Raw genomic sequence first — 17,750 nt, 5'->3', positions numbered from 1 at the left:
TCTTATTTTCTTTCCTCTACTCCGCTCTTAAACTATTTATAGGGTTTGCCATTGCCGCCCTGATTGTTTTAAATGCGATGGTTGAAAATCCGGTAATTAGTCCTGCAGATAATGAAACTGCAAACATCCACCAGCTTATAGTTATCCGGTATGGGAAATCCTGCAGCCAGTTGTGCATAAAATACCAGGCTAAAGGCCAGGCAATAATATTGGCTATCAGTAATAATTTAAAATACTGTTTTAAAAACAACGACACTACGCCGATAACACTGGCGCCTATTACTTTGCGAATTCCTATTTCTTTAGCTTTTTGAGCAAGAGAATAGGTTATCAATCCTAACAATCCAAGACACGAAATAAATATGGCAATAACGGTAAATGTGCCAATCATTTTTTGCTGCCGCTGATCCTGCTCATAATCGCCCTGGAAAATATCATTCAAAAACCCATAAGAAAAAGGGGTATCGGGGTTTAACGCTTTCCAGTTTTTTGATGCATATTCAATAGCTGCTGATATATTGTGGCCATCAATTTTGGCCACAATAGTGCTGCATCTTAATGGGTTTACATTCATAATGGCACAGGGCCCTATTGTTGCATGTAACGAAAAGTAATGATAGTTTTTTGCTATCCCTACAATCTTATAATTATAAACAATGCCATTGTGCAGGTGCGATACATATTTTCCGGCGGCTGTGTAGGGATTAAATCCTAACAATTTTGCAGCTTCTTCATTTAAAATCACTTCTTTGCCAAAGTCATGCAATTCCGTATCCTCCAGCATATTGGTATTGGCAAATGCCTGCGGACTAAAATTACTACCTGCTATTAGACTAAGGCCCAGCGTCTTCAAATAATTTTCATCGGCAAAATCAAAGAAAACTATTTGCTTGTCATTTATCGTTTTATCAGCTGAATACAGGTTCATATCGCCGGATACAAGAGGAGCAGTTGCAAGGGTAACTGATTTGAAATTTATATTGTTAGCAAGCTCTCTAATCAATAGTGAACTGTTTTTTTGAGATTGCTCGCTGTTAAGGTTTAATACCAGTTGCTGATCCTGGTCGAACCCTGTTTTTGCATTGATCATAAAATGCAACTGGTTCCATATAACAACGGTGGCAAATACCAGGCAGGTAGAAATAACAAACTGGGATACGATAAGCACTTTACGGATGCTAAACATCCCCGATGAATCAGTTACCTTACCCTTTAATACTTTAACAGCCTTAAATGCCGACAAATAAAATGCCGGATACAATCCTGCTGCAATGCCGGTTATTAAGGCAATCAACACCATCCATAAAATTAAACTGCTATTCTCCTTTGCAAAAAAAGACAGGGACTGCCCGGTAAAATTGTTAAACACCGGCAGAAACAGGAATGCAAGGCCGATAGAAATAACCAACGCGCAAATACTAATGGCAAGGGTTTCTATTAAAAATTGAGAGCGGATAGATCCCTTGCCCGCTCCCATTACGCGGCGCACTCCAACTTCACGTGCGCGGCTTATGGCCTGCGCGGTAGTCAAGTTCATATAATTTATACAACCCAACACTAAAATTATAATGGCTATTGAAGCTAAAAGGTATAGGTATTTTATATTGCCTTGCTTATAGGCTAAATAATCCTGGAATTCTGACGAGTTAAGGTGGATATCTTTAAGCGCCTGTAAGGAATTGGTCATATAATCGCTATGCGCCTTCATTTCAGCCGAGGCATGTCTTTTAAGGTAGGCATTTAATTCCTTTACTAAATATTTCGGATCGCTGCCATGTTTTACCTTAATATAGGTGTAAAAGTTATCGTTAACCACCCAGCTGGTATTGTTGGCCATTTGCTCCCGGATATGGTCGCTGTTGTTTGAAGCGAAGAAACCGGCCTGGATGTGATTTAAAAAATCCTCTTTAAAAACCCCGGTAATTGTATAGGTATTGTTTCCGGCTTTTACTGTTTTACCTACCGGATACACTTCTTTAAAAAGCTTTTTAGCCAGCGATTGTGAAAGCACGATGGTATTTGGTGCTGCAAAAGCAGTTTTACGATTCCCCTGCAAAAAATGAAAGGAGAGCACATCAAAAAACTCCGGATCTACCCAATAGCCCGAATTTTCGGTAAACGGGGTTAAAACACCCGAACCCTGCGCCTGCACTATAACAACGCCATTTGTTGGATCAAGGCGGGTAACCTGCTCTATTTCGGGGATCTCGCTTTTTAAATATTTGGCATAAGGCAAACCAACTGTAGGCGCTTTACTGCCATCTTTAAAAGTGGAGGTTACCCGGTAAATATCATCGCCGTTATCAAAACCTTTATCAAAGCTCAGCTCGTGTTGCCAAAACAAAAACACCAGTGCACAACAGGCTAAACCCGCCGATAAACTTAAAACATTAATAGCGGTAGTGGTTTTGCGTTTCCACAGATTACGGAGTGCAAGTTTCAGGTAGCTTTTGAACATAATTGAATTACACTAATTGGCACGAATTTTTCCGAATTACACGAATTGATAAGCAATGATAAGTTCTTAAATCAAAAATAATGAAATAGGGCTTTGTGATAAACTATTTAACAGAATTTAACGATAAGCCTGGTTATCAGGATTATTGCAACTTAATTATTTCCAACCATGCAAGGCAATTCGTGAAATTCGATTTAATTCGAGATCATTCGTGTCTATTTAATACCTCCACGATTTCAAATCCACACCTTTCGGTGCCCGTATTTTCACTTCTTCAGCCCATTTTTTAATAAACATTTGGTGGTAACGCAGGCGGCTGATATAATTTGGTTGGGTATGGTCGCCGTTCCAGCAATGCTCCGCGCGATCACCATAATCAATAACGCAGTTACAATTTGGATTGTCCAGCTTTTTCAGCATTTCTTCGGCGGTATAAACTGCATCGTTTAAATAATAGGTATCCATATCGCCTACGTAAATGTGGATCTTTCCTTTTAAGCTGCCGCCAATTTTTGGCCAGTCGCGTTTGATGATATGGGTAAGGTCAAAATTATCACGCCAGTAATGCGCAACTGAAGTATCAATTGCGCCGGTGTATTTATCAAAGATCCGTTTTGGGTAACCGTCGGCATCCATTGGCGAAAAAACAGCTTCCCAAATATCAAACTGCTCGCCACTGCGGGTACGGCTGCCTTCGGCCAGCTCATGCTGGTTCATCTCTTTAATGGTAGCCAGAACATGCCCTAAATAATTCCGCTCACCCGGGCGGGGCGTTTTCTTAAAATCACTTTCGGGGTAATAGGCATTCTTATCATTATAAATATCAATAGTAGTATAATGATGAAAATCAACCGGGTCTGGACAAGCGGCATAGCTGCCATTATATTCGTTGGGGTAAAATACCTGTACCGCCAAGGCCTCCCAGCCACCGGTTGAGCCACCATACATAAAACGCGCCCATCCTTTGCCAATCCCCCTGAATTGCTTTTCAATCTCGGGGATCAGCTCATAAGTAATGGCATCGCCATAAGGACCAAGGTTGGCAGAGTTTACCGCATATGAATCGTCATAATAAGGATTGGCATGATTGAGCTCTACAGCCAGCACCCTTGGAAAACCCGGGCCAGTCCACTGTTTGTAAAAATCATAGGCTTCCTGCGCTACAATCTTATTATATCCCGTTATATGAAAACGTGCCGAGGTATCTGGTTTCATACTTGCTGTATCTGGTTTTGTGGTGCTGAAACCTCCAAAATCAGGATTGAAATGATCCTGGAAAATTGCAAGCGGGTATTTAACATCCTTATGTTCGTCAAAACCGGCAGGCAGCAATATATTGGCACTCAAATACATCGGGCGCCCCCAAAATTCTGTAAGCAGCTTGCTCTGGATCCTGATGTGCTTAATGTATTTGGTATCTTCCGGTTGTTTTATAGGCGGGATGATCTTTGAAATTGTTAACGCGATCTCATTTGCAGCTGCGGGATCAAAATGAATTTTTATGGGGGCCGAGTAAATATTGCCCGGGGCAATGTTCCAATGCTGTCCCTCGCCCCTGTCCATTGGCAACTTAACGATTTGCCCTGTTTTTAAATGAAAGGTTTCATATTTATGTAGCAGCACCTGTACATAATAATCGCCGGTAGGTACATCTTTCAGCCGTTCAATAGGATAACCAATTGCCTGCACATCCATCAGCTGGGTTGTTCCCGGTTTCCAGCCCTCCACGTCCATACCAAAAATCAGCTGGGTATTTGCGGCATCGCTAATTTGGAAACGAGGTTCGGCTTTGTTGGTTTTTGAAAGCAGCAGCAATAAACGACCATCCTGAGCGGGCTCATTAAGCGAGGCATCAATATTTACACGGAAGGTTTGTGCATTTGCAGAAATAGAGATAAACAACAGGAAGAAGAGCTTTTTCATGTGATGAGATTTTATCAACTAATATAGTTATTAGTTGATAAAATTGCAGATCTGCAATGCTTAGATACTGTCTCAGTTTGAATTTTTATAGCCTGGGAGTAACACGCTATATTATGGATAACGTATATTTTGTTAATAAATTTTGACAATAAAAATATACCTTAAAAAGCGATAAAACATTTAAAACCAAGCATATATTTGACTAAACTAGTAACATTTATTACCAATTTATATGATCCCGGAAGCTAAAAAAGCCGGCGTAAAGCACGCCTTGCAAGTTACATTTGGAGTAAGCGAATTTGAAGAGATCAGTGTACTGACTGCCGGACTTTCACCGGCCCTTATTTTTCGGATTGTGGTTATGGGAAAACCATACCTGCTTCGCATTATCACCAATGAAGATGCCATGAGCAATCCCGAACATTGGTATAGCTGTATGAAGATGGCCGCAGAAGCCGGCCTTGCTCCGCACATCTGGTACACGAGTATAGCGGATAGAATTTCAATCACAGATTTTATTGAAGCAAAACCATTTCCGACAACGAAGGCTGCGGTAATTCTGCCAGACTTGTTGAAACGATTACATTCGCTCCCGCATTTTCCTCCCCGGGTGAATTACTTTGAAGCTATGGATGGATTTATTCGAAAATTTCAGGCTGCGAAAATTCTGCCAGAGAACATCACAAAGGAGTTATTCAACATGTATGCAAATATTACAAGTGTTTACCCCCGTAACGGCCATGATTTAGTATCATGTCATAATGATCTTAAACCGGAAAATATGCTTTTTGATGGCGACCGGGTGTGGCTTGTGGACTGGGAGGCCGCTTTTTTAAACGACCGCTATGCCGACCTGGCGGTTGTAGCGAATTTTGTGGTAATGAATGACGATGAAGAAAGAGATTATCTTAAAAGGTATTTTGGCGAAGAAGTTAACGAATACAATTATGCCCGTTTTTTTCTGATGCGCCAGCTGCTTCACATATTTTATTTCAGCGTTTTTATGTTGCTGGGTTCTGCAGATGGTAAACCAACTGATTTGAATTTGCCCCAACCAGGTTTCAGGGAATTTAATGCCCTTATTTGGGCAGGTAAGGTCAATTTGGCAAACAACGATGCCAGGCGACAATATGCCCTGGTTCACATGGAGCAGGCCCTAAGCAATCTCCGGTTAAAACGGTTTGAAGATGCTTTGCATATCGTTTCAAATTATGAGTCTTCTTTGTTGCAGAAATAAATAGATTCAAATTGAGACAGAGACGCAAAGCATTGCGTCTCTGTTGTATTCCAATCTGTATTTTATAACGTTATGCGGTTGCGGCCAGCTTGTTCATACTGCGGTAAACGTAGTTATTGAAAATGTGCCTGCGGGCAAATCTTCCTGGCGAATCAGCATTGATGAATTTTCTGTAAACTTCTTTTGGTACATCAAAGTATTCGTAGGTATTTCCGTCTACAAAATTAACGGTCAACACCTGTGATTTGTAATCAAAATCGAGAATATTTGATGTGGTTGTAGTTAGTGTATATTCTGCAAAAGACTGATCGCGGGTTTCGGGCGCAATGCTTACCAGGAAATGATAAGCCTCAATTATGGTTTTACTTTTCTCTTCAGCCTCTAACCTGCTTTCGGCGCTATCCTGGAATTTATCCGGGTGCCAGGTTTTCATTAAGCCTCGATAAATAGTTTTTAATTCCTGTAATTCTGCTGCTTCACCTACATTTAACAGCTTCCTGTAATCGACAATTTTTTTCATAAATCTAATCTTTGCTTATTGTCGTTGAGGTGTAAAGCCATGTGTTAAGAGCCTTGCCCAAGAAAATAATTTTGCAAAGGTACGCTTTATCAATCAGAATAATTGACGTGGTTTGTTAATAGAAGGTAAAGTATTAAATATCAGAATATTGCAACTATTCAATAGTCTTATATTTTAGGGCTTTGACAAGTATTATATAGTTTGTACTAAACTTGAATACAATTTAAATTTAATGTCCGTTGTTATAATAGTAAGTTTTTCTTGTTTTGCTATCGCGACTAAAAATCGATCAAATGGATCTTTATGCTCACTAAATAAAGGTAAATGCTGATACGAAAATATTTGTTCGTTAGTTAATGATAAAAGTTCAAATCCATTAGTCAATAACTGAGTGGTCAACTCCTTTATTTCTGGTATGAAATCTGGCAACTTGTTAATATTTTTCTTTATTGCAAGTTCCATAAGGCTAATCTGACTAACAAAAATCTGATTTGCAGTATCTTCAAGTAATTCTTTATGCAATTTAGAAAGAGGAGAATAAATATCGAATGACCAAATTAGTATTTGGGTATCTACCAATAAATCCATTTATTACATATAGTCTTTTAGATCATCTAATGGCTCATTAAAATCGTCAGGAAGGTTAACTTTTCCTTCTAACCCACCTAACTTCCTTTTGGCCGAAGTTGCTTTTTTTTTATCGTCAGAAAGAAATGTAACCATAACTTCGGTTTTAGTGTTTACCGGTGGAATCTCCTCAAGGATGATCTGTCCATGGTCATAATATCCTTTTATAGTGGTTAACATAATCTATATTAATTATAATGTAAATATAAGTAAAATAACGCTTCCTGAAGTTTCGCAAAATTTAGCTTAAGATTACGATACCGTTATCTCACCCCTGAGATCTGTTTCCAAATACTGTTTAACATCCTGCGGGTTGTCAAACTGGCCCAGCAGGTACATCATTTTGGTAACTGCAGATTCATAAGTCATATCATACCCGTTGGCTACACCTACATCTTTCAGGTGCTTGCTGGTTTCATAGCGACCAAGCTCAACGGTGCCTACTTTACATTGCGAAATATCAAGGATCACTTTGCCGCTGTCGATTGCTGTTTTTAGCAGATCTACAAACCATTGGTCGGTTGTGGTATTGCCGGCGCCGAACGTTTCCATTACTATGCCTCTTACATCTGCCGTCAGGATGGTTTCCACAACTTTCGGGCTGATGCCTGGATATAGCTTCAGCACAGCAACATCGCTCACCAGCTCCTTATGAACCTTCAGACCTTCGCCCTCTTTTGGATGCCTGATATCGTTAGCGCTAAAACGAAGATGCACGCCTGATTCGGCCAGGATGGGGTAGTTTGGCGAGCGGAATGCCTCAAACTTGGATGAATTATATTTGAACGACCTGTTACCCCTGAATAATTTATAATCAAAATAGATACAAACCTCGGGTACGCGGGCGCGGTCGTGTTTTTTGGCTTTGGCAATTTCAATGGATGTCATTAAATTTTCCTTGGCATCTGTGCGGATAGCACTTATGGGCAGCTGCGAGCCTGTAAATATTACCGGCTTACCCAAATCTTCGAGCATGAAGCTCAAAGCCGAAGCAGTAAATGCCATGGTATCTGAGCCGTGCAGTATTACAAACCCGTCAACATCATCATAATTTGACTGGATCAGGCTGGCCAGCTGGCTCCAAATGGCCGGGTTCATATTTGATGAATCAATTATCTGCTCAAATGAATGCACCTTAATTTTACAATTAAGTTTTTCCAACTCAGGAACATTATCCATTATCTGCTCAAAATTGATCGGTTTGAGCACCTTGGTTTGAGGGTCGCTCATCATACCAATTGTCCCTCCGGTATAAATGATCAAGATCTGACTCATGCGTTATATATAGGTTCTGAAAAAAATAAAGCTATCGAAAAAAAATCGTTATACACCAAATACCCTTTTTGAATTTTCTGTGGTGATAGCAGCCACGGTTTCAAGGTCTGTTTGATGAAGCTCTGCAACCTTTTGGGCGATATAAATTAAATAAGAGCTTTCATTAGGTTTGCCCCGGTACGGAACGGGCGTAAGATACGGAGAATCTGTTTCTAAAACTATATGCTTCAGATCAACTTGCGCTACAACTTTATCAAGCCCGGCGTTTTTATAGGTTACTACGCCGCCAATACCCAGGTAAAAGCCTAATTCAATTAATTTATTGGCTTGCTCCAGTGTTCCGCCAAAACAATGAAATATTCCGCGGAGATCATCATCCCTCTCCTGTAATAATACCTCATAAACCTCGTCAAATGCATCGCGGCAGTGGATATTAATAGGCAGCTTTAATGACTTTGCCCAGGAAATTTGTGTTTTAAAGGCCAGTATTTGTTGAGGCAGGGTAGTTTTATCCCAATATAGATCGATCCCAATTTCGCCTATTGCATATATTTTATGCTGATGAATGGCTTGTTGTATTTTACTTAGCTCTTCTTCCCAATCCTCCTTTACTGAGCAGGGGTGCAAACCAAGCATAGGGAAACAAATATCAGGAAAAGACGTCTTCAGTGAATATACCATAGGTACAGACGCAGTATCAACATTGGGCAGAAATAAGCGGATAATTGAATTTTCTTTACACCGCTTTACTAACTCAACCCTTTTGGCATCATCTGTTTCATAATACAAATGGGTATGCGTATCGGTAAGTAACATAGTGCAAAAATAGAAAAGCCTCCCGATGTATCAGGAGGCTTTTTTATTTAATTTTTATTTGCTGTGACTTTCTTTTTATAAACAGGCTTTTTTGCAGCTGTTTTTGCCGCAGGTGCTGCCGTATGTTTAACCGGCTTAATTTTTACCAGCTCTATATCAAACACCAAAGTGCTGAATGGCTTAATATCAGCCCCCTGCCCCTGCGCTCCGTAAGCAAGGTTTGATGGGATAACAAATATTGCCTTTGAACCCTCATTTAGCAAAAGTAGGCCCTCATCCCAACCCGCGATAATACCGTCAGTACCTAAAACTACCCGGAGAGGTTCGTAAGTACGGCCGGGCTGCTGTAAGCCCGCGCCTTTTGCTATGACTTCAATGCTCGAGTCAAAAACTTTATCATCAAGACCACGCCCTGCATAATTTACCAGCAGGGTATCGCCTTTAAGGGCTTTACGCTTTGTTGATGGCTGGGTAATTACATATTTTAAACCGCTTGCTGTTGTTTGCAAATTAAGTTTATGATCTGCTATATATTTGTTTGCACCTGTAATTTCAGCTTGCTTCACTTCAGCCATAAACGCATCCATTGATTGGGCCTTTAAAATTTTAATTATAAAATTCAGGTTACTGCCTTTAGGGAAAAACGACGGACGTTTGTCGTCATGGCCTTTAAATAAAGAATCGGTAGGCACTTTAACCAGCACACTGTCCTTCACCGCCAAAAGCGGGAAGATCTCCATTAAATCAGCTACGTTTTGTGATGGCTGGATCCTTGCCTGGCCTACATGCCCGCTGGCATAAGTGCTGTAAAGCACCGAGTCTTTATCCGTTTTTTGAATATATTGGAATGTAATTATATCACCGTCCTTAATCTTTTCACCGGTATTTTGGGTATAGATCTGGTACAATGCGCCTTTAGGCGTATGCTGCATAACACCTTGTGCATTAGCGCCAATTGCAAATATTAAAGCAAAAACAAATAAAATATATTTCATCATAAATAAAAAAAGCCTTCCTGTTAAAACAGGAAGGCAATATTAATAACATTATTTTTTAACAGGCTGTTGTGACTGAACAACCGGCGGCTGCAATTGAGCAGGCTTTACTGCATTTGGATTTGGATGGATAATATCAACCAGCTCAACTTCAAATACAAGCGGTGTATATGGTCCAATTATCTGGCTTCCCTGTGGGCCATAAGCAAGGCTTGAAGGAAGGATCATTTTAGCTTTTGTACCTTTATTAAATAATAAAAAGGCTTCGTTCCATCCCTGGATCATTCCCTGAACACCAAGTGGGAAATGGATAGGCTTATAAGGATTCATCGCGTTAATTGGCAATTTTAACCTTACTGCTTCAGATTTTATATTTGAATCAAATCCTTTTCCATTAGTAAATGTACCAACATAATTAACCGCAACTGTATCGCCAACGACCGGAACAGGTCCGCTTCCTTGTTTTGTAATTACATAATTTAAACCAGATGGTGTTGTAGTAACCTTAAGATTATTATCAGCAATGTATTTTTTTATAGCTATCGGCTCTTTTGCTTTAGCTGCCTCACCAAGTGATTCCTGGTATGCCTTTATACGGCCCTGGAAAACTTCATCGCTAAGGTTACCCTTAGATATAACCTTTTCCATTTTAATTACATATACAATGTACTTACCCTTTAACTCTTTCGGCCTTGGATGGCCTTTGGTCATAGTATCAATATTCACTTTAATAATAGCGCTGTCGCCCTCGCTAAGCAGTGAAAACACGCTCATTATGTTACCTTTAGGCTGACCTTTTAAACTAGGCATAGCTAATGGTTGGGGCTGGCCTTTATCAAACGTAGTTTGCATTACCGAGTCGGCATCATTTTTAACAGTATAGTTAAATACCATAAAATCGCCTTCTTTAATGCTCGGGCCAGATTTATCGTCAACTATTTTATATAGTAATCCTCCCTCGCCTTTATTAAAGCCACCATTACAGCTTGCTAAACCTATCGCAGCAAGCGCTAAAAACATCAGTCTTTTTTTCATTTTTTTTTATTGTATTAATAGTTTTTTATATTCAGGTAATATTAGTTTAAATTGAGCGACAACCTGTTCAAGACTATCGGTTGACACGCCACCGGCAGCATTACGATGCCCGCCGCCGCCAAAGTATTTTTTGCAGATCTCATTAGCAGGGAACTCGCCTTTTGAACGTAATGAAAGCTTTACCTTATCACTGCGCTCAACAATAAAGGCAGCCAGCTTAACGCCTGCTATTGATAATGCATAGTTAACTATTCCTTCCGTATCCCCTGTTATCACATCGTATTTTTCAAGGTCGGCCTTAGTTACTGCAATTATAGCGGTATTAAACTCGTGCAAAACCTCTAATCGCTCTGAAAGGCAAATGCCTAAAAAGCGTAAACGGTTTTCAGACGAGTTTTTGTACATCTGCTCATGAATTTGCCAATTAACGGCACCGGCATCAATCAGGTCGGCAACTATACGGTGTACTGCAGATGTTGTTTTAGGCAGGGAAAATGAAGCAGAATCTGTCATGATACCTGTATATAAACAGGTAGCCACATCTTTATTAATAAACTTTTTGTTGTTAAGCTCTTCAACAATAAAAGTGTAGATCAACTGCGCGGTAGCACAGGCATTAATATCCCAATAGCGGTAATCATCAAAGTCCTGCGGTTCCAGGTGATGATCGATCATTATTTTTAATGCGTTACTTTCGCCAACAAGCTCACCCATTTCATTAATACGGTTTAAGGCATTAAAATCAAGGCAAAATATCATATCAGCAGCAGCAATAAGGTCAGTCGCTTCCTGAACTTGCTCGGTATATATAATAACTTCGTCATCACCGGGCAGCCAATTTAAAAATTCAGGATAATCTGTAGGCGAAATAACCCTGGCATGATGCCCTTGCTGTATAAGGTAATTATATAAACCCAAGGACGAGCCCATAGCATCACCATCAGGTTTGTGATGAGTAGTAATTACTATTTTTTGGGGCTGCGCTAAAAGTTTTATAAGCGAGGCTATATCTAACATCAATTTTTAAAAAAGAGTTGCAAAGCTAAATAAATAAATCAAATACAACTATCTTATTTAATGTAAAAACCTTTATGTTTTAATTGTAAAAAGCTACTTTTGCCGCAAAAGGAAAATAGTTCATAGTTGATGGTTCATAATTCATAGTAGCTGCAGCAAATATTGCTTCCTTTTTGGCTATGAACCATGAACTATCAACCATGAACTGCAAAAAAAAACAGAAATGAGTAACAATAAAACATTTACCATGATTAAGCCTGATGCTGTTGCAAACGGGCATATCGGTGCGATTTTAGACCAGATAATAAAGGCAGGCTTTAAGATTAATGCCATGAAGTACATTGCATTGACCGAGCAAACTGCCGGGAAATTTTATGAAGTTCATAAAGAGCGCCCTTTTTATGGTGAACTGGTTGACTTTATGTCATCAGGCCCTATTGTAGCTGCAATTTTGGAAAAAGACAATGCAGTTGAAGATTTCCGTAAACTAATTGGCGCTACCGACCCTTCGAAAGCTGAAAAAGGAACTATCCGCCAGTTATTTGCCGAGTCAATTGGTGCAAACGCTGTTCATGGATCTGACTCTTCAGAAAACGCTGAAATTGAAGGCAGCTTCTTTTTTTCGGCTCTTGAAAAATTCTAACGTATTAGTTAACAGGATGTTTTATTAATAAAAAACATCCTGTTATTTTGTTTTTTCAAAAAGAAGTAGCTATTTTTATAAAGTATTGGAAAACCGCGTTTTGCAAACCCCTATCATTTCTAAACTGAAACAAAAATTATGAGACTGCTTCTTAAATATATCTTATATCTGTTACTTATAATTGTTTTGGTTTCGGGCACTATATTACTTTACAGAACTCACCCCGAAGCACAGCTTGCCTTTATACTTCCCGGGTTATTTATTCTTGCGTTTTCAAGAATGAGCGATGACTTAAACTTCAGGTCGTTTTTTCCAAGGTGGACTAGAGGAAAATAATTTCTTCAACCAGTATCACTTTCGCTTCATCATTTATTTTATCAATTATCTGCGTTCGCATCATCATCAGTTCGTTTTTAATTACTGAGGATTCTACCCGAAGGAACAATTTTTTATCATGAATAAATAACTCCTTTGTACGGTTAGCTACAGGCTTGCCAACCAATTCAGGCCAGTGTGCTATTATGGAGGTTTCATCAAACTTTCGCTTAATTTTGTAAACATTAAGCATTTGCTCAATTGCCTCTTTTAATGATTTGTCATTAGCCTTACGCATCAATCTCGCCTCCTTTTACCTTAAACAGCATTATAGCCACACCTATATTATTAAATATATTTTTAACGCGGCTTTCATTGGTATCGGTAATAAATACCTGTCCAAAATCGTGATTCGAGATCATTTGCATTAATTTAGTAACACGCTGATCATCAAGCTTATCAAAAATATCATCAAGCAACAATATTGGTTTAAACTTATTCTGCTGATCTAAAAAACTGTACTGCGCTAATTTTAACGCTATTAAAAAAGATTTTTGTTGCCCCTGCGATCCAAATTTTTTCATGGGCATGCCATGAATGGAAAATATCAGATCGTCTTTATGGATCCCTGCATTTGTCCGTTCAAGCACCCTGTCTTTTTCAATATTCTTTTTTAGCAGGCCTGCAAAGTCGTTTTGCAGCAGTTGCGACTCGTATATCATTTCAACTTGCTCCGCGTCATCACTCAAAAACCGGTAATGCTTATTAAATATTTCCGTAAAGCTTTCCATAAAGAGTTTCCGCTTTTCAAAGATGCGGTTACCGGAAACGGTTAGCTGCTCGTCCAACACTTCTAACAAGCCCGGATCATATCGGCCGGTATCCGCAATTTGCTTTAACAATGCATTGCGATTGGCCAGTACCTTATTATATACCATCAGCTCATCAAGGTATGCGTTGTCTGTTTGTGAGATCACATTATCAATAAACTTCCGCCGCTCATCGCTCCCTTCAATAATGATGCTGATATCATACGGCGATACCATAACCAGCGGAAGCAGACCAATATGATCAGCCAGGCGCTGGTAATCTTTTTTATTGCGCTTAAACTGCTTTTTTTGATTCCTCTTTACCGAGCATGCAATATGTTCGGTTTTATCGTTTCTTTTAAAATTACCGGTAATAATAAAAAAATCAGTCCCTTGTTTTATTTGCTGGCTATCAATAGGGTTAAAATAACTTTTACAAAGCGACAGGTAATATATGGCATCAAGCAAATTGGTTTTCCCTGCACCGTTGTTCCCGGTAAAAACGTTAACACCTTCGCTAAAGGTTACCCCTGCTTCTGCGTAATTTTTAAAATTAATAACCGATAACTGCTGTAGATACATAGAGTGGGTAAAGTTAGTTCTTTTAGTCCGAAAGTCGGAAAAGTCCGAAAGTCCGGAAGACGAAATATTGCATTAGGAGATTCCTTTTAGAAACGTGAAAATAGCGGATGAAATTTACTGTTAATTACCAAAACACTTTAGCTAAGCCGGGATAAAAGCTTAATTTCTCATCTGCAGATAATAAAGTCACCTCTTCCTGAACAGCAGTAGCTACTAATAACCGATCAAAAGGATCTCTGTGATCTTCAATCAAAGGAATATTATTATATTGATAGATATGTTGATTTTCGATGGGGAGAAAAGTAAATCCATCACTTACGGCCTGTTTATAAACATCTTCAATGCTGGCATAAAATGAGGGAAGCTTATTTATTTTTTGTTCTATACTTATTTCAAATAAGCTTATCTGGCTAAATAAAACAATATTATCAGGATCTTGAATTAATTTCATTACCTGCTTCGGAATTTTAGGGTTATTTTCCTGGAACCATATTAAGCAATGAGTATCTAAATATAACGATTGCCCGCCATTACATGTAATCCTTCAGATCATCTAATGGTTCATTAAAATTATCAGGTATCGATACTTTGCCTTTTAAGCCGCCAGGAATTCTTTTTCCTGGAGTTTTAGTGTCCTCGGTAAGAAAAGTAATGATAACATCAGTTTTTGACTTAACGGGGGCCTCCTCCTTCATAATGATCTTCCCTTTTTCATAATATCCTTTAATGGCAGTTAGCATAATAATTTCCGTTTAATACAAATATACAATATCCGGAGTTTAAATGCCAAGTATTGCCGATACAGAGGCTTGAAATGCAATTGATTTGATTAACTGATATTTCAGCCTCAGATTAGTATCTTTTAATGATGTGGAGCAAAGCTCTGCGCTATTAAATTATTGCCATTTTACAAGCCCCTAATCTCTAGTTAACTAACCTCTAATCTCTGCCCATAAATATTTAATTTAAAAGGTATTGTTAAAAATTTTGAAAACCGTATTTTTGCAAACTTAATTTTAGAAGAGAAATGTCAAAGACCCAGGCGAACACCAAGGTAGCAGTAGAAGAAAAAAGTTTTAAACCAACAGGTAATTTTGTACAAGAGAACCAAAAAAGCCTGTTATTTATAGTTGGAGCCATTTTAGCAATGGTTATTGTTTACATTGCTTATCAAAAATTTTATATAGCTCCACGTGAGATCACTGCATCAAACCAAATGCATGTTGCGCAGGATTTTTGGGCTAAAAAAGATTGGGATAAAGCCATCAAGGGTTTTGACAGCTATCCCGGATTCCAAAAAATAATTGACGATTACGGAAATACGAAGGCTGCTAACCTGGCATATTTTTACCTGGGTACCGCTTATTTAAACAAAGGCGAATTTCAAAAAGCAATTGATAATTTGACCAATTACCGTGGTGATGACAGCATGGTAGCTGCTGAAGCGCTTGGAGGCACTGCTGATGCTTATGTTGAATTAAAGGATTACGATAAAGCATCGACCTACTTTAAAAAAGCTGCTGACAAAGCGAATAACAAATTTTTAACCCCGCTATATTTAAAAAAGCTTGGTTTAGTTTACGAAACTCAGAACGACAATAAATCGGCTGATGAAACGTACAAAAAAATTAAAAGCGACTATCCTGAAAGTGCAGAATCGCAAAATATTGACGAATATATTGCACGCACCGAAGCTAAATTATAATTGATTTCGAAAGTCGGAATTTCGATTTCGGATTGTTTTATTGGATTTTTTTAATTTCTGATTTACCATTCCGCAATCGACATTTCGACTTTCGCATTTAAATAAATCCGAAATAATCCATGGCTACTCATCTTAAAAATTTATCTGATTTTTCTGAAACCGAAGTACCATCTGCAGCTCCTTACCAATTTGGGATAGTTGTTGCTGAATGGAACGCGGGCATTACCAATGCTTTATACCAGGGTGCTTATGAAAGCTTGCTTGAGCATGGCGCATTGGCACAAAACATTTTCACATACCAGGTTCCGGGCAGTTTTGAATTAACATCAGGCGCCGATCTGCTATTAAAAAATGGCAAATTGGACGCAGTGATATGCCTGGGATGTGTTATACAAGGCGAAACAAGGCATTTTGATTTTATTTGCAACGCAGTTGCCAATGGGTTAACCAATGTTGCTTTAAAATATTCAAAACCTGTTATATTTGGAGTATTAACAACTGATACCCAACAACAGGCTGTTGACCGCGCAGGTGGCAAGCATGGAAATAAAGGTATTGAAGGTGCTGTAACTGCCATAAAAATGGCTTATCTTGCTGAAACTTTAAATGGCTAATTCCGTATAAAACCAAATCGGATAATAAAATGAAAAAAATAATTTATATAGCATTCATAGCATTAGCATTAGGAAGCCTTGCTTCATGCTCAAACAAATTGTGCCCGGCTTATGGCTCTTATCCAAAAAGCGGGCGTTAACAGTAAAATGTCATTTTTTCATCAATTGCCTAAAACTGCAACCTGTTTTGTGTTGTTTAACGTTAAATAGGCATTCATCCTTATAAATATTTTATGAACTGGACATCGCTGGAGTCGGCAGAGCAAATTAATGCTATAAAACATCAGGAAGGGTATAGTGTAATTTTTAAACATAGCACCCGCTGCTCCATCAGTATGATGGTAAAAAAACGTTTCGAGCTCGACTGGGATAAATTACCTGAAAGTGTACATCTTTATTTTTTAGACCTGATAAAATACAGGGATCTATCAAGCCAAATTGCAGCTGAATTCTGCGTTCATCATGAATCACCCCAGCTATTATTAATAAAAGACGGCGAATGCGTACTTGACCTGTCTCATGGTGAGGTATCGGTTGATGAGGCCCTTTCGGTATTAAATTGATTTAGGAGCCTGGTATTTCAGAAATGTCCGGCTTTTTATTTCCGACATCCAACATCATATTTCTACCATCCAAAGTCAATTGTTTTTTTCAGATCAGGATGAAGGCTGATAGAAACCGGGCAGGCCAAACATGCCTGTTCCAATATCTTTTTCTCCTTATCGGAATATTCTCCCGGAAATTTAAAAGCTATCAAAATTTCGCTTATCCGGCGTGGGTTAGCCGCCATAATTTTAGTTACAGAGGCACAGGTGTTATCTATATTAATACCATGCGTACGTGCAGCTATCCCCATGATAGTTAGCATACAGCTGGCCAGAGCTTCTATAAGCAGGTCTGTTGGCGAAAATGCCTCACCTTTTCCCTGGTTATCGGTAGGTGCATCTGTAATAATTTTGGTGCCTGATTGTACATGAGTAGCCTCCGTCCTTAAGTCGCCCAGATAAATCGATTCTATAGTTGCCATAATATTCCAAACCCCTGCAAAGGGACTAATGATTTTTAGTAAAAGGTATTCCGTACAAATCTAAGTTAATTTTAATTTTATATAATCCATACCATCAACAAACTGTAATATTGCATTTAATACTTGTAGCATAATGTTTCCCCTTTAGTGGA

Annotated in this window: 20 protein-coding genes; 5 read left to right on the top strand and 15 right to left on the bottom strand. The window is 38.8% G+C overall.

All coding sequences use genetic code 11. From position 1 onward, the window contains the following. Positions 1 to 16 precede the first annotated feature (16 nt). A complete protein-coding gene (locus BUE31_RS29145; protein WP_073407425.1) occupies positions 17 to 2,458 on the bottom strand; it encodes an ABC transporter permease in 2,442 nt (813 codons plus the stop codon). A gap of 219 nt (positions 2,459 to 2,677) precedes the next feature. Further along, positions 2,678 to 4,381: an alpha/beta hydrolase gene (locus tag BUE31_RS29140; RefSeq protein ID WP_073407424.1), complete on the bottom strand. Its 1,704-nt coding sequence runs from the start codon at positions 4,379 to 4,381 to the stop codon at positions 2,678 to 2,680. A gap of 232 nt (positions 4,382 to 4,613) precedes the next feature. On the opposite strand from BUE31_RS29140, the gene BUE31_RS29135 reads away from it, so the two are divergent. Beyond that, positions 4,614 to 5,618, top strand: coding sequence for a phosphotransferase family protein (locus BUE31_RS29135; RefSeq protein WP_073407422.1), 1,005 nt, complete (start codon positions 4,614 to 4,616; stop codon positions 5,616 to 5,618). Positions 5,619 to 5,688: 70 nt separating this feature from the next. On the opposite strand, the gene BUE31_RS29130 is transcribed toward BUE31_RS29135, so the two are convergent. The 8 genes from BUE31_RS29130 to BUE31_RS29095 form a co-directional block, all read right to left on the bottom strand. Next, a complete protein-coding gene (locus BUE31_RS29130; RefSeq protein ID WP_073407420.1) occupies positions 5,689 to 6,138 on the bottom strand; it encodes a KTSC domain-containing protein in 450 nt (149 codons plus the stop codon). A 192-nt stretch (positions 6,139 to 6,330) separates the two neighbouring features. Beyond that, positions 6,331 to 6,726, bottom strand: a complete 396-nt coding sequence (locus BUE31_RS29125; RefSeq protein ID WP_073407418.1) for a type II toxin-antitoxin system VapC family toxin — start codon at positions 6,724 to 6,726, stop codon at positions 6,331 to 6,333. Between the two features lie 3 nt (positions 6,727 to 6,729). Further along, positions 6,730 to 6,945, bottom strand: coding sequence for a DUF2281 domain-containing protein (locus BUE31_RS29120; protein WP_073407416.1), 216 nt, complete (start codon positions 6,943 to 6,945; stop codon positions 6,730 to 6,732). A 72-nt stretch (positions 6,946 to 7,017) separates the two neighbouring features. Beyond that, the gene (locus BUE31_RS29115) at positions 7,018 to 8,040 is read right to left on the bottom strand and encodes an asparaginase (protein ID WP_073407414.1); all 1,023 of its coding nucleotides are present in this window, start codon (positions 8,038 to 8,040) and stop codon (positions 7,018 to 7,020) included. Between the two features lie 48 nt (positions 8,041 to 8,088). Next, positions 8,089 to 8,856 (bottom strand): TatD family hydrolase, encoded by a 768-nt coding sequence (locus tag BUE31_RS29110; protein ID WP_073407412.1) that lies wholly within the window; start codon positions 8,854 to 8,856, stop codon positions 8,089 to 8,091. 47 nt (positions 8,857 to 8,903) lie between these two features. Then, a complete protein-coding gene (locus BUE31_RS29105; protein WP_234997931.1) occupies positions 8,904 to 9,854 on the bottom strand; it encodes an FKBP-type peptidyl-prolyl cis-trans isomerase in 951 nt (316 codons plus the stop codon). Positions 9,855 to 9,902: 48 nt separating this feature from the next. Further along, positions 9,903 to 10,886, bottom strand: a complete 984-nt coding sequence (locus BUE31_RS29100; protein WP_073407408.1) for an FKBP-type peptidyl-prolyl cis-trans isomerase — start codon at positions 10,884 to 10,886, stop codon at positions 9,903 to 9,905. Between the two features lie 6 nt (positions 10,887 to 10,892). Further along, entirely contained in the window at positions 10,893 to 11,903 is a 1,011-nt protein-coding gene (locus tag BUE31_RS29095) for a DHH family phosphoesterase (RefSeq protein ID WP_073407407.1), read from the bottom strand. A gap of 223 nt (positions 11,904 to 12,126) precedes the next feature. Between BUE31_RS29095 and BUE31_RS29090 the strand changes: the two genes are divergently transcribed. Further along, on the top strand, positions 12,127 to 12,546 hold the full coding sequence (locus BUE31_RS29090; RefSeq protein ID WP_073407406.1) for a nucleoside-diphosphate kinase: 420 nt from the start codon (positions 12,127 to 12,129) through the stop codon (positions 12,544 to 12,546). Positions 12,547 to 12,868: 322 nt separating this feature from the next. Here the strand turns inward: BUE31_RS29090 and BUE31_RS29085 are convergent, their stop codons facing one another. The 4 genes from BUE31_RS29085 to BUE31_RS29070 all read right to left on the bottom strand — a co-directional run bounded on the left by BUE31_RS29085 (position 12,869) and on the right by BUE31_RS29070 (position 14,992). Continuing rightward, the gene (locus tag BUE31_RS29085; protein ID WP_073407405.1) at positions 12,869 to 13,159 is read right to left on the bottom strand and encodes a DciA family protein; all 291 of its coding nucleotides are present in this window, start codon (positions 13,157 to 13,159) and stop codon (positions 12,869 to 12,871) included. Beyond that, on the bottom strand, positions 13,152 to 14,252 hold the full coding sequence (recF, locus tag BUE31_RS29080; protein WP_073407404.1) for a DNA replication/repair protein RecF: 1,101 nt from the start codon (positions 14,250 to 14,252) through the stop codon (positions 13,152 to 13,154). Before recF ends, BUE31_RS29085 begins: the two co-directional genes overlap by 8 nt. Positions 14,253 to 14,376: 124 nt before the next feature. After that, complete coding sequence (locus tag BUE31_RS29075; RefSeq protein WP_073407403.1) at positions 14,377 to 14,793, bottom strand: type II toxin-antitoxin system VapC family toxin; 417 nt, start codon at positions 14,791 to 14,793, stop codon at positions 14,377 to 14,379. Further along, positions 14,783 to 14,992, bottom strand: coding sequence for a DUF2281 domain-containing protein (locus tag BUE31_RS29070; protein WP_073407402.1), 210 nt, complete (start codon positions 14,990 to 14,992; stop codon positions 14,783 to 14,785). Before BUE31_RS29070 ends, BUE31_RS29075 begins: the two co-directional genes overlap by 11 nt. 287 nt (positions 14,993 to 15,279) lie before the next feature. Here BUE31_RS29070 and BUE31_RS29065 point away from each other — a divergent pair, with 287 nt between their 5' ends. The 3 genes from BUE31_RS29065 (at position 15,280) to ytxJ (ending at position 17,134) form a co-directional block, all read left to right on the top strand. Beyond that, entirely contained in the window at positions 15,280 to 15,957 is a 678-nt protein-coding gene (locus BUE31_RS29065) for a tetratricopeptide repeat protein (protein WP_073407400.1), read from the top strand. A 119-nt stretch (positions 15,958 to 16,076) separates the two neighbouring features. Next, entirely contained in the window at positions 16,077 to 16,571 is a 495-nt protein-coding gene (ribH, locus tag BUE31_RS29060) for a 6,7-dimethyl-8-ribityllumazine synthase (protein WP_073407399.1), read from the top strand. Between the two features lie 233 nt (positions 16,572 to 16,804). Next, positions 16,805 to 17,134 (top strand): bacillithiol system redox-active protein YtxJ, encoded by a 330-nt coding sequence (gene ytxJ / locus BUE31_RS29055; protein WP_073407398.1) that lies wholly within the window; start codon positions 16,805 to 16,807, stop codon positions 17,132 to 17,134. A gap of 62 nt (positions 17,135 to 17,196) precedes the next feature. Here ytxJ and BUE31_RS29050 read toward each other — a convergent pair whose 3' ends face one another. Continuing rightward, entirely contained in the window at positions 17,197 to 17,598 is a 402-nt protein-coding gene (locus tag BUE31_RS29050; protein WP_073407397.1) for an OsmC family protein, read from the bottom strand. Positions 17,599 to 17,750: the final 152 nt, after the last annotated feature.

The organism is Mucilaginibacter sp. OK098, assembly GCF_900142915.1.
Lineage (GTDB): Bacteria > Bacteroidota > Bacteroidia > Sphingobacteriales > Sphingobacteriaceae > Mucilaginibacter.
Note: the sequence above shows the minus strand (reverse complement) of the source record. Positions and strands in the feature narration are given on the sequence as shown.